Annotated in this window: 18 protein-coding genes; 13 read left to right on the top strand and 5 right to left on the bottom strand. The window is 62.8% G+C overall.

Annotated features, from left to right (window positions below; translation table 11 throughout):
• Positions 1 to 606: tetratricopeptide repeat protein (locus ACYQ78_RS21265; protein WP_459802621.1), on the top strand; the 606-nt coding region annotated here is incomplete at its 5' end.
• 221 nt (positions 607 to 827) lie between these two features.
• On the opposite strand, the gene ACYQ78_RS21260 is transcribed toward ACYQ78_RS21265, so the two are convergent.
• Complete coding sequence (locus ACYQ78_RS21260) at positions 828 to 1,109, bottom strand: winged helix-turn-helix domain-containing protein (RefSeq protein WP_459802620.1); 282 nt, start codon at positions 1,107 to 1,109, stop codon at positions 828 to 830.
• A gap of 206 nt (positions 1,110 to 1,315) precedes the next feature.
• Here ACYQ78_RS21260 and ACYQ78_RS21255 point away from each other — a divergent pair, with 206 nt between their 5' ends.
• Together ACYQ78_RS21255 and ACYQ78_RS21250 are read left to right on the top strand one after the other, a co-directional pair.
• Positions 1,316 to 1,519 carry a hypothetical protein gene (locus tag ACYQ78_RS21255; RefSeq protein ID WP_459802619.1) on the top strand — a complete coding sequence of 68 codons (204 nt, stop codon included), beginning with the start codon at positions 1,316 to 1,318 and terminating at the stop codon, positions 1,517 to 1,519.
• On the top strand, positions 1,500 to 2,135 hold the full coding sequence (locus tag ACYQ78_RS21250) for a hypothetical protein (RefSeq protein ID WP_459802618.1): 636 nt from the start codon (positions 1,500 to 1,502) through the stop codon (positions 2,133 to 2,135). Before ACYQ78_RS21255 ends, ACYQ78_RS21250 begins: the two co-directional genes overlap by 20 nt.
• Positions 2,136 to 2,195: 60 nt before the next feature.
• Here the strand turns inward: ACYQ78_RS21250 and ACYQ78_RS21245 are convergent, their stop codons facing one another.
• A complete protein-coding gene (locus ACYQ78_RS21245; RefSeq protein WP_459802617.1) occupies positions 2,196 to 2,759 on the bottom strand; it encodes a nucleoside/nucleotide kinase family protein in 564 nt (187 codons plus the stop codon).
• On the bottom strand, positions 2,756 to 3,811 hold the full coding sequence (locus ACYQ78_RS21240; protein ID WP_459802616.1) for an AAA family ATPase: 1,056 nt from the start codon (positions 3,809 to 3,811) through the stop codon (positions 2,756 to 2,758). The genes ACYQ78_RS21245 and ACYQ78_RS21240 overlap by 4 nt, the downstream gene beginning before the upstream one ends.
• A gap of 217 nt (positions 3,812 to 4,028) precedes the next feature.
• Between ACYQ78_RS21240 and ACYQ78_RS21235 the strand changes: the two genes are divergently transcribed.
• The 10 genes from ACYQ78_RS21235 to ACYQ78_RS21190 all read left to right on the top strand — a co-directional run bounded on the left by ACYQ78_RS21235 (position 4,029) and on the right by ACYQ78_RS21190 (position 9,830).
• Positions 4,029 to 4,382, top strand: coding sequence for a hypothetical protein (locus ACYQ78_RS21235; RefSeq protein WP_459802615.1), 354 nt, complete (start codon positions 4,029 to 4,031; stop codon positions 4,380 to 4,382).
• Positions 4,379 to 4,540 carry a hypothetical protein gene (locus ACYQ78_RS21230; RefSeq protein WP_459802614.1) on the top strand — a complete coding sequence of 54 codons (162 nt, stop codon included), beginning with the start codon at positions 4,379 to 4,381 and terminating at the stop codon, positions 4,538 to 4,540. Before ACYQ78_RS21235 ends, ACYQ78_RS21230 begins: the two co-directional genes overlap by 4 nt.
• A complete protein-coding gene (locus tag ACYQ78_RS21225; RefSeq protein WP_459802613.1) occupies positions 4,531 to 4,737 on the top strand; it encodes a hypothetical protein in 207 nt (68 codons plus the stop codon). The genes ACYQ78_RS21230 and ACYQ78_RS21225 overlap by 10 nt, the downstream gene beginning before the upstream one ends.
• A gap of 9 nt (positions 4,738 to 4,746) precedes the next feature.
• Complete coding sequence (locus tag ACYQ78_RS21220) at positions 4,747 to 4,938, top strand: hypothetical protein (protein ID WP_459802612.1); 192 nt, start codon at positions 4,747 to 4,749, stop codon at positions 4,936 to 4,938.
• A gap of 172 nt (positions 4,939 to 5,110) precedes the next feature.
• Positions 5,111 to 5,338 (top strand): hypothetical protein, encoded by a 228-nt coding sequence (locus tag ACYQ78_RS21215; RefSeq protein ID WP_459802611.1) that lies wholly within the window; start codon positions 5,111 to 5,113, stop codon positions 5,336 to 5,338.
• Between the two features lie 59 nt (positions 5,339 to 5,397).
• Positions 5,398 to 7,119, top strand: coding sequence for a helix-turn-helix domain-containing protein (locus ACYQ78_RS21210; RefSeq protein ID WP_459802610.1), 1,722 nt, complete (start codon positions 5,398 to 5,400; stop codon positions 7,117 to 7,119).
• Between the two features lie 168 nt (positions 7,120 to 7,287).
• Positions 7,288 to 7,461, top strand: a complete 174-nt coding sequence (locus tag ACYQ78_RS21205) for a helix-turn-helix domain-containing protein (protein ID WP_459802912.1) — start codon at positions 7,288 to 7,290, stop codon at positions 7,459 to 7,461.
• A 173-nt stretch (positions 7,462 to 7,634) separates the two neighbouring features.
• Entirely contained in the window at positions 7,635 to 7,811 is a 177-nt protein-coding gene (locus ACYQ78_RS21200) for a ribbon-helix-helix protein, CopG family (RefSeq protein WP_459802609.1), read from the top strand.
• Positions 7,789 to 8,985, top strand: a complete 1,197-nt coding sequence (locus ACYQ78_RS21195; RefSeq protein ID WP_459802608.1) for a site-specific integrase — start codon at positions 7,789 to 7,791, stop codon at positions 8,983 to 8,985. The genes ACYQ78_RS21200 and ACYQ78_RS21195 overlap by 23 nt, the downstream gene beginning before the upstream one ends.
• A gap of 302 nt (positions 8,986 to 9,287) precedes the next feature.
• The gene (locus tag ACYQ78_RS21190; protein WP_459802607.1) at positions 9,288 to 9,830 is read left to right on the top strand and encodes a GIY-YIG nuclease family protein; all 543 of its coding nucleotides are present in this window, start codon (positions 9,288 to 9,290) and stop codon (positions 9,828 to 9,830) included.
• Positions 9,831 to 10,023: 193 nt separating this feature from the next.
• Here the strand turns inward: ACYQ78_RS21190 and ACYQ78_RS21185 are convergent, their stop codons facing one another.
• Both ACYQ78_RS21185 and ACYQ78_RS21180 read right to left on the bottom strand, forming a co-directional pair.
• The gene (locus ACYQ78_RS21185; protein ID WP_459802606.1) at positions 10,024 to 10,518 is read right to left on the bottom strand and encodes a hypothetical protein; all 495 of its coding nucleotides are present in this window, start codon (positions 10,516 to 10,518) and stop codon (positions 10,024 to 10,026) included.
• Positions 10,519 to 10,543: 25 nt separating this feature from the next.
• Entirely contained in the window at positions 10,544 to 10,834 is a 291-nt protein-coding gene (locus tag ACYQ78_RS21180) for a hypothetical protein (RefSeq protein WP_459802605.1), read from the bottom strand.
• Positions 10,835 to 11,212: the final 378 nt, after the last annotated feature.

The raw sequence follows: 11,212 nt of genomic DNA, 5'->3' as shown, positions 1-11,212 counted from the left end.
CTGGGGCGGCGCGAGGAGGCACTGAACGCAATCGAAGAAGCGGTGACTATCCGCCGGATGCTGGCCGAGGCCCGACCCGACGCCTTCCTCCCCGACCTCGCTACTTCACTGAACAACCAATCCGCCACCCTGTCGGGCCTGGGGCGGCGCGAGGAGGCACTGAACGCAATCGAAGAAGCGGTGACTATCCGCCGGATGCTGGCCGAGGCCCGACCTGACACCTTCCTCCCCGACCTCGCCACTTCGCTGCACAATCAGTCCAACCACCTCGCTGAACTGGGGCGAGGGGAGACTGCGCGGTCCTCGATCGAGGAAGCGGTAGCTATTCGCCGGGCCCTAGCTGAGGCTCGACCCGACGCCTTCCTCCCCAGCCTCGCCCTAACTAGGGTCCTACATGGGATGATCCTGCTCCAAACTGGAAACGTAGCGGAATCAGTCACCGCAGCTCTAGAGGGCTTGGCAATTGCTATTGAACGGAACCTAGAGGACCTAATCCCAGCAGCTGCTGACCTTTTGCGTCGCGCTTACAGTCAATTTCCAGAAGTGGTTGCGCAAGAATGGAAGAACCTCACCGACACTGAACCACCTACCTGGCTCACACAATGACCCGCCTCGGGAACACTTGCCTGCCTCGTTCCTGACAGATGAGGGCGCAGGCGGGCCACCCCTTATAACGGGCAGGAGAGTCGCTGTGATGGAGCTAGGTATATCCATCGGCACCTGGCTAACAGCCTACCCAGGAGCACTTTCTTTGCCTATCAGAAGCAGTAGTTCGCCTTGATATATAGGTGAGCTACCCGCTCTCGATGTTATAAAAGTCCGGCGATTTACTCCGCTATAGGTGATACGTTGTCCTCCGGCTTGGCGACGTAGGTTCCTTTCGCCGGCAACGTGACGACGAGTCCGCGATCACGAAGATCCTCGATCGCTCGTCGTGCGGTACCGAGGGCGACCCCGTACTCTGCCGCGAGATCCCGTTCTCCGGGGAGTCGCACGCCTGGCGCCAACTCGCCAGTCACGATCCGTGCTGCTATGTGGTCGGCCACTCGTGCGTAGACATACGTAGCAGGCCCGGATGCGTCGGGGTCGTACGGCGGCACAGCACTCATAGCGATCACCCTAGAACGCCTTTGAGCTGCATAGACGCGCATAACGCGGCGCGCCGCTGTACACCGCTCTATAGCGCGGTTTATTCTCTCCAGCGGGCGGTGACGAGCCCTAGGAAGGTCCGCACTTCCACCTGATCAGGCCCGTCGGCCTCTGGCGTCACCCAAGGTCGGCGGGCCGTCCGGCGTGGTGACGTATGACTCCTGACGTGCTGAAAGAGCTCTATCCCGAATGGACGATCTGGGAGCTGGCAGGCATCTGGTACGCCACCGGTTCCTGTTCAAACCCGACCTGCGGATGCCGCCGCACCCTTCACAGCCAGACGATCAACCGTCTCTCCGAAGTTCTTGCGGACGGCAAAAGTCCACGCGACGGAAAGGAGGACGGCATCGATGACACGCACCCGATCTGACCACGCGTCGAAGATCCCCGTCCCCTACGTCATCGCCTACTCCGGCGAACTGGACACCTCGCCGATCAAGTTCGTGCGGAGCCCCATCGGTGGCCTGCGGCTCAGCTACGAGCATCCATACGAGGGCGATTGGCGGTACGGAGCCCTGCGCGCCCGCTCAGGGCAATCACGCGAGGGCCAACCCCAGTGGCGCAAGCTGAACACACGCCGGCAGTGGGACTGCATGGAGAACCTTCTCTGCCAGGTGTGCGGAAACCCCGCTCAGGACCCCGCGACAGGCCGCGTCCCCTGGATCGTCACAGACGCCGTGTTTCGCCGAGTCGGCGCTACCGGTGGACTCGCAAGCGCGCCCCCGACGTGCCTGAGCTGCATTCCGGTCGCGCTCTCGCTGTGCCCCCATCTGCACGCATCGCCAGCAATGTACATGGTCGGCAATTCAAGGCCCGCAAGTGTGCTTGCCGACATGTATACCCCCGATGCTGAGGGACGCGCGTACTTCACTGGTGAGCACAATGTGGAACTTCCCCTCTGGGGTAGCACGAATCTGCCCTTCGCATTCGCTCACCAATTGGTCATGTTCATCAGCGAAATGACGCCATTGAGCATGACCCGCTAATCCTCCGGCGGGGCCGCTTCGAGGTCACCGCTCAAGCGGCCTCGCCGGAGCACCACGGGATCAATGATCATTCGTGATCTTCAATGCCGTGAGGATCGTCTGAGCCGCCGCGTCGACATCCAACAGGTGCGTCTCAATGCAGATGTGGAACGTGTGCCCGTCGTCGTGGGCCTGAAGATCGGCAAGGGTCTCGTCCCACGCGCGCAAGCGCTCAGAGGTGTCCGCATCGCCCCTCTGCCGAGAGCGCTGTTCGCAGACCTCCCGAGGAACATGCAGCCGCACCCGGAACCAGGTGTCGGGATCGCTGGCGCTGAGGGCCCGCAGATCAGGGATGTTCCCCATGTGGACAACGGGCGTCGCCCCCGCCGCGAGCATGGCAGTGACGTCGGCCTGGTCAACGGCATAGACGTTCCCGTAACGGTGAGTCTCGACGGCTAATCGCCCCTCCTGACGTAACTCGTCGAGCTGCTCACGGCTGGCCGACCGGTACCCCACCGACCGGCCGCCACCGACTTTCAGCTTCTTGAGGTACGTGAACCTCTCGTCGGCCTGCGAGAGCGCGGCTGTGATCGTGTCCTTGCCGCTCGTCGGGGGCCCGTACAGGATGACCGCCCGCAGCGTCACGGGAGCAGCCGGCGCAAGGTCTCGCGCGTCCGGTCGGCGGTGGCTATCGCCATCCCATAGCGGTTGTCCACCGTGACGTGAACACCCGGAGGGCTGTTCTCCGTGTCGATGGAATTGGCGTAGTCATCCCAGTTCTGAAGTTTCCAGGTGTCGCGAGGAGCCGACCGGAACTCCATGTATTCACGCATGGAATCCACATCGCACCGTACCCAGATCACGGCGACCTCGACGCCCTTAGCCGCGCACCGATTCTCCAGCCTCTTCAACCAAGCCTCTTGCTTGAGTTCGGAGATGAAAGGCGCTGAAAGAACCGTGGAAACGCCGCAGTCGAGATTGTCGTAAGCCGTCTCCATCATGCACCGATACTCCAGCGGGCGAACTTCGCTCAAATAGAGCTCCGAGTGCCGGTCGTTCGGATCGCCACCCAGTGAAACCAGAAGGCGTTCAGCGATCCCTCGCGTCATGGAGTCCTTGTCCAGGAACGCCCACCCGGTGATGTCGCTGAGGAACCGAGCGAACTCCGTCTTTCCTGATCCGGCGTACCCGCCGACCAGGGTGAGCGTCTTCTTGTGCGGAGCTCCGATGACGAACCGCGAACCCCACGCGTCGAGCACCCGCGATTCGAGCACGGCACGCATCGTGCCGTCTCCCTCGCTCACACCGCTCGCGACGCGCTCCAGAGCCTCTGTTATGGCACGCTCGGCCTCCTTCTGGAACGCGGGCTCCGACACGATCCCCGGAACGTTCAGCGCCGGAACCACGCCGGTCACGTCAGCGGGCTGGGCGCGGAACCCCAACGTGAACTCATCGCTCTGGTAGAGCAGCGAGTACGCGCGCCGGTAGTGGACGTGTGGGTAACTCTCCCCGCGCTCGTGCTTCCCGATGGTCTGAAAGTTCGCCGCCAGGTTCCAACTGTGAAGCTCTCCGATGGTGCGTAACTGCTCGCCGGCCGCTTCGAGCGTCAGCCCAGCGGCCTCGCGATGTTCCCGCAGCTTGGACGGCTGCCAACCAGCATGTTTGACCTGCATCCGCCGGTTCCTCCTGTAGGTCACCGCTACTCGGGATGATCGGAAGTGCAGCCGCGATACTACGGCCCGTCAATGGCCTAAGCCAGGGGAACGCTCAACTCGTCTAGTTCGTGTTTAGTCGATTAGCTGAGCCGTCTAGAAACCCGGCTAGGGATTAGTGATGGGGGTTATCGCGGGATTTCGGTGAACTTGAGGCACGCCAGCAGAACGGCTGGCGAACCTCAGGAGGTGATCCGAAAAAATGACCTACGACCCCAGTGAATTGCAGGCCCGCGAATTCGTCTCCGGATTGCGCCGGCTGGCGTATTTCCTCGAAACGAATCGCGCCCTCCCCTCCCCGCTCAACGTCGACATGATCGTCTTCCCGCGAGACGACACCGACGAAGCACGCTGCGCGGAGGTCACGCGGATCGGTGCCGCCCTCCGGAGCGAGGTCCACCACGACCACCACGGAAGCGGGCACTGCCGGACCAGCAAGAGTTTCGGCGGCGTCAGCTACACGGCCGTGGCCATCTCGTCCAGAGCGCGCGCCAGTTACGACGCGCTCATGTCCTACGACGGCTCGATCCACCCCACCGACGCGGATGCGCGGTGACGAGCCGGATGCGCATCCCCGGAACACCCGGCCACCGATGCCGATGCGGCGGTGTCGCCGACCTCGGAGCGATCGTCTGCCGCAAGTGCCTCGCCCGCTACCGCTGGCGCCGCCGCAAGGCCCCCTATCCCGGAGAGGAGGACGTCACATGTTCCTGATCATCGCGTTCAGTGGCGCGGTCGGCCTGGTGACCGCCGTGGTGGCGGTGCTGTGCATGTCCGCCGAGATCCGCCGCGAGGACCGCACCCGCGTCAGCATTCACCACGCCCCCGGCTCCACCCCTTGCGCCATGACCCGCAGGGTTTCGGGACTGGTCGTCCTCGACCCGCCACCCGCACGACTGCGGAGGAGGTGAATCCTCTTGGTGGTCTCCGTCTCCCTGGTCCTGCTGCTCGGTGTCGCCCTGCTGATCGCGCTCCGCTACACCCGGCTCCGGCTGTGGCACGCGGCTGTGAGCGTGGCGTTCGGCTTCTGTCTCGGCAAGTCCGTCTCTACGCCCGAGTTCCAGAACGTCATGAGCACGCTCGCCCGAATCCTCCGACTTCTCATCGGCTGAACGTCCACGTCATCTACCACTCCCGGGGCGACGCGCCCCGGGAGGAAAGGGGGTGGTCAACACGTCGACCACACGACCCACCCGACGAACCGGTCTCCAGGAGGTCCGCAACCGTCTCGGCGCACTCACCCAGTTCGCAGAACAGCCCTCTGTGCGCCCGCTGGTAACCGCAATGATGGTCACCCCTCAGGGATCGGCACTCGCCGCGATCCTCGCCGCCGTCCCCATCCTGTGCGACGAGATCGAGCGACTCGACGAAGCTCTGACCGCGCTCCGGCTCGACCACCACAACCTCACGGCATCCGCGCTCGCCACCCTCGCCGCCGACCGCGAAGGCGAACACGATCCCCTGTACTACGTGCGAGACGAACTGTCCGCGCAACGTGGCGAGGCTCCATGAGGGCCCGTCATCTGTCCCGCTCCCAGGTCCGCCGTATGCGCCGGTATGGCGTCGAACCCATGTTGATGATCGACGCGAACATGCAGTTCGGCCCGCTGGCCGTCACGGTCATCGTGTCGTGGCTGTGGCGACGGCGTTCCGAACTGGGGCCGTTGTTGATCTCCGGATTGACCGTGCTCGCGGGTGCCACCGTGCACGTCACCCGTCCGGAATGGGCTCAACTGATCATCGTCAGCACAGGCGTCGCCGTCGCCCTGGTCGCGATGCTCGGAGGCGCGGCGCTCCGTCTGCGCGTCAGCGAACGCGTGTATGCCGCGCTCACCGTCGCCTGCATCGGTAGCTGGGTCGCTTTCGCCGGCGCGTACGGTCCGCTCAAGCCGCCGATGCCCGCACTCCTGACGGTCGGGACGCTGATCCTCGCGTTGCCATGGTGGGTCCACCGTCGCCGCCGTACCCGGGTGCGCGTTGAACGCACGCTGGCCGCGTGGCCGGAGATCTCCCACGCCATCGGCCTCACCGGTTCCCGCGTGCAATCAGCATTCGTCGACTTGTGGGGGTATCGCGCCCGCATCGGTCTCGCCCGTGGTCAGACCGTGGAACACGCCATGGGTCGTATCCCTGAGATCGAGTCGGCGTTGGGCACCCGCCGTGGTGCCGTGCGCGTCCAGCCCGTCCCGGAGAGGGCCAATCGGATGGAAATTCGGGTGATCGAGACCGACCCGCACGCCGACGCCATCGGCTGGACCGGCCCGTCTGTCACCTCGATAACCGACCCGATCGAACTGGGCGTCTTCGAGGACGGCACCCCGGTACGTGTGTCCTTCCTTCGCCGGCATGGCCTGTTCGGTGGTGTCTCCGGATCGGGAAAGAGCGGCGGACAGAACGTGCTACTCGGCAACCTCACCGCGTGCACCGACACGATCGTCTGGGGAGTCGACCTCAAACGCGGCATGGAACTGCTCCCGTGGACATCCTGCCTCGACCGCATCGCCACCACACCACGGGAAGCCGAAGCCCTGTTCCGCGATGCCGTCGCCATCCTCGACGGACGCGCCGAGATGCTCGCCATGCAGGGACTACGGGTCTGGGAACCCACCCCCGACGCGCCGGCGCTCGTCATCGTCACCGACGAGTACGCCGAACTCTCCGACGAAGCTCCCATAGCGCTGGCACACGCCGACTCCATCGCCCGACGTGGCCGCGCACCCGCCGTCCAACTCGTCATCGCCACCCAACGCCCATCCCAGAAGACCATGGGCAACAGCGCCGTCCGCTCCCAGATGGACATCAGAGTCAGCTACCGCGTCCGCGAACGCCGTGACGTCGACCTGATCCTCGGACAAGGCATGCAGAGGGCCGGCTGGCACGCCGACAAGCTCGACGCCCCCGGCAAATTCCTCATCAGCTCACCCGAACACGACATCCCACGCCGCGCACGCGGCTACCTCCTCGAAGACGACACCGTCCAACGCGCCGCACTACGCCACGCCGACCGACGCCCCACCCTCGACGAGGTATCGCGCCAGGCGCTCAACCATGTCCACCCCGACGAGCCACGCGACCAGCCCAACCGCAAGAGCGCCCATGACGCCGACGCGGCTCTACTGGCCGCCCTGTACGACGCTCCCGACGAGGGAATCGGATTGGCCGATCTACTGACGGCGACCGGCATGAGCCGCGCCACGCTGTACCGCCGTCTGGCCCAACTCGAAGACGAGGGACGCGCCCGCCAGACCAGACGCGGACGCTGGCGCGCCGCTGACAGTCATCACAGCGCGTAATCGTCTCAACGTCTCAATGTCTCATCGTCTCGCGCGCGTCTGCACATAGGCGTGAGACAAACGCTGAGACGAACCCATGAGACAAGCACACACCGTAACCAAGAGAGGTGATCGCCAGACGACAGCACATACCCCGGGGCGACGACCCCGGGGGAAAGGAGGTGATCCATCATCCAGGCGTACACGGTCGAACAGGTCGCCGAGATCCTCAACATCGGACGCGACAAGGTCTATGCGCTATTGCGCACGAAGCAGCTCAACAGCATCAAGATCGGCAAGCTTCGCCGCATCACTGACCGGCACCTTGCCGACTTCGTGTCCTCACTCGAAGAGATGCGATAGAAGCATGAAGCGGTATAGAGCAGTATGCAGCGCCATGCCGCTGTGCTACGTTGCGCTACAGACCCCGGATGCGCCGACCGAACACCGGCCGGAAGGTCCTGAGGTCAGACGCCTTTTGACAACTCCATCGGCAAGTACGCGCACCTCATCGCAACAACGAGAGGAGGCATCCCATGTCGGACGAGCGAACCACGCTGCCGGCCGTGCGGGTCAGGACCGCGTTCAAAGCGCGCCTCACCCGCTACGCCGAATCGCAGGAGCGCGACGTGTCATGGGTGATCCGAAAGGCGATCGAGGAGTACCTCACCCGCCACGAGGAGGCATCGCATGTCGAAGATCATGATCGGTAAGTACGAGGGGACCATCTATGAGGAGGCCGGAGGCTACACCGGAGCGATCTCGCTTGGGTTTGCCGCCGATGGGAAGCGACTGCGCCTCAAGCGCAAGGGCAAGACCAAAGCCGAGGTCAAAGACAAGCTGATCAGGGCTGCGAAGGACCTCGAATCCGGGGTCAAGAGCCCAGAGAACTACACCGTCCGCAACGCGGTAGAGGACTGGTTCGCCACCGGGCTCAAGAAGCAGAGCGCGAGCACCATCGGAACGCTGAAGATCCTTGCCGATCAGCACGTCATTCCGCTGATCGGCAAGGCGAAGCTCAGCACCCTCAAGGCCGATGACGTCGACACATGGCTCGAAGGTCTAACCGGCAAGCTGGCCACACGGACGCTCGTCTCAGTCCACTCGATCCTCAAGCGGGCGACGCGCCACGCACAGGCCCGCGAACTGGTGATCCGCAACGTCGCAGAACTCGTCATCACCCCGAAGGGCAAGGAGGGCCGCCCAAGCAAGGCACTCACCCGTGACCAGGCAGCCGCCCTGCTCGACGCGGCGAAGACATCACCGCTCCACGCTTACGTGGTCGTCAGCCTGACGACCGGAATCCGGACTGAGGAAGCCCGTGCCCTCAGATGGGATCACGTCGTCACCTCGGTACCGAAGGACAAGGCATGGCGACCGGTCCTCGAAGCGGGGTTCAATCACAAGCGGTTCGCCATCTACGTATGGCGTGCCGATCGAGTGGGAGGCGACACCAAGACCCGCAAGTCACGGCGTTCGCTGGAACTCCCCGACCAGGCGGCCACCGCTCTCAAGCAGCACAGAGCCGCACAAGCCGCTCAACAGCTCGAAGCCGGCGAACTGTGGACGGATCACAGTCTCGTCTTCTCCACGGGCGTCGGAACAGCGCTCGACGCTCACAACGTCCGCCGCTCATTCCGCGCCATCATCAAGCGGGCGAACCTCGAAGGGGACTGGGTCCCCCGGGAACTCCGTCACTCGTTCGTCTCGATCATGAGTGACAACGACGTGCCCTTAGAGACGATCGCCGATCTCGTCGGGCACGCCGGCACCCGCGTCACGGAACAGGTCTACCGCCACCAGTTGAAGCCCGTCATCGCGACGGGTGCGGGCACGATGAACAAGGTGTTCGGCACAACCAGGAAGAGCAAGCGCAAGTCTGCGTGAGGTGGCTCCCCGTTTGGCTCCCCACGGCCTCAAAGATCGAAAAAGGGGCCTCGGATGATCTCCGAAACCCCTTCTGACCTGCTATCACGTGGTGGAGCTATGGGGATTTGAACCCCAGACCCCTTCGATGCGAAGCCACTTGCGCACCATACGCCGCCCGGCCTTTCAGGCCGTTGACCTGGGGATATAGTCCGTCAGCGGTCGGTAGCGTCCGCCAATGTGCACCCCCGTTGTCACTCAGTTTGTCACTCACCCCGCGTGCCCTAGCCTCTCTTCATCGGCCCGGACGGAGAGGAGACGCAATGGACGCCTCAGCTCTTATCGAGCCTGAGAAGCTGTGGCAGGCGGCCGAAGTGCTGGCAAGACCCAGCCCGATCCCTGCGGCCCCTGGCGTCTACGGCTGGTACTTCACCCAGTCACCTGATTCACGGCTGTCAGCCGACACCCTTCTCTACGTCGGTATCGCCCCTCGCCGGATGGCGACCCGTACAAGTACTCAGAATTTACGCAAGAGGATCCGGTACCACTACAAAGGCAATGCCGAAGGCTCCACGTTGCGACTCACACTAGGCTGCCTGCTTGGGCTCGAACTCCGCCGGGTGGGGAGTGGCCAGCGACTGACATTTGGCCGAGAGGGAGAGCGAGAACTTACGGCTTGGATGCAGGCGCATGCTTACGTCTCATGGTTCCAGCATCCTGAACCATGGCTCGCTGAGTCTGAACTGATCGCTCAGCTGGACCTTCCGCTCAACCTCGACCAGAACCACAGCAACGGCTTCCACCCCTACTTAAGCAGCCTCCGAGCAAGCGCAAGAGCCCGCGCCCGACAGCTCCCCATTATTTAGCGGCTATTGCTGGCGAGCCTCAACGGGACAATCCAGGGCATACCTCGCACCACAGCTAATGCGATCACGACAGGAGACATCATCCCTGCTTAGGCTGCTTACAGACGTTCGGCAGCACAGATTTTGAGTGTAGCGATTTGCCACAAACCAAAGAGCGAAGGCTAAATGCCTCCGCTCTTAATGTACGAATGCTTTAGGCCGTTGCTAGCAGCTCGGCTTGGGCCCCATCTAAACCCTCATCGAGTGCAGCTAACTTGGCACGCACACGCACTCCGGCATCATCTACACGATTCACCGAAGAAATGACATCATTCAGGAATGCCTCGACAGCCGGCACCAGCCCCTCTGTCACCTCTCGTCGAGTCCACCTATCGATCAGCCGGTCATCTTTTGCTAGCGCTATGACAGCTTCCCTACCTTGGAACAGAGATTCTACGTAGTCCCTAAGGTCATCAACTGTGCTAAACGAGTCGAGACCAGCCAAATCATCCTCACGAATGCAGGAATATGCCCACGCGGAAAATCCTTGCGAACTTTCCAAGACCTGCGTGAACACGATTAGGCTGCCATTTATCCGAAAGGTGCCGGTTAGCGGAATCTCATACTCGTGCCAGACATCGAGATCGCTAGCATCCTGACGAGGACGCCAAGGTAGACAACCCCGCTTAATTACCGAGTCCAGATTCATTCGTTGCACCTCCCATCTGACACTCCTAGTACCCATTGAAGCATTGAACAAAGCTCTCCGCCACGTCCGGCGGCCAGGGGATGTCCTGACGGACCAGGGGATCCTCCACCGGCCAGATGACTGAGACATGCTCGCCATCCGCACCGCAGCCGTTGGTGACGCGCCCCGGCGTGTGGACTACCGCAAAGCCCGCCGCACGCAACTTACCTACCGACGTGTAGCGTACGGCGGCACGTTCAAGATCGTGAGCGGTTAAAACCTTCTTGCGATAGTTACTAGCGAACTTCACCGACAGGCGCCCAGTGAGGAGCGACACGTCCCGCTCCCTCTCATACCTGGGCTCACTGGGGAAAACAGGCTGCTCAAAGGTGTGATGGGTAAGGACCACATCATCTGCCAGGCACGCCTGAGGAACTCCACTCGCCCTACATGCCCTGTTACGCACGTAGGCGGTCGTCGGCTCGCTCATTTTGCCTAAATTACACCATCCAGAGCGGAGCGTCAGCAAAGCATCACGCTTAGGAAATGAGCGCGCATACCTTCACGAGCCAGCTCGAACGATAAGGTAGTACCACATCCTCGCTTCCCTTTAAGGATCGCGCGGCATCCACGCCCGACTAGGCTCCACCTTCGTAATGGCATCTATTCGTGGAGCCTAGTCGGGCGTGGATGCATAAGACCGTTTTGATATTGA

This window comes from Herbidospora sp. RD11066, from assembly GCF_054661255.1.
The sequence above is the reverse complement of the archived record's forward strand: the minus strand, read 5'-3'. Positions and strand labels throughout refer to the sequence as shown.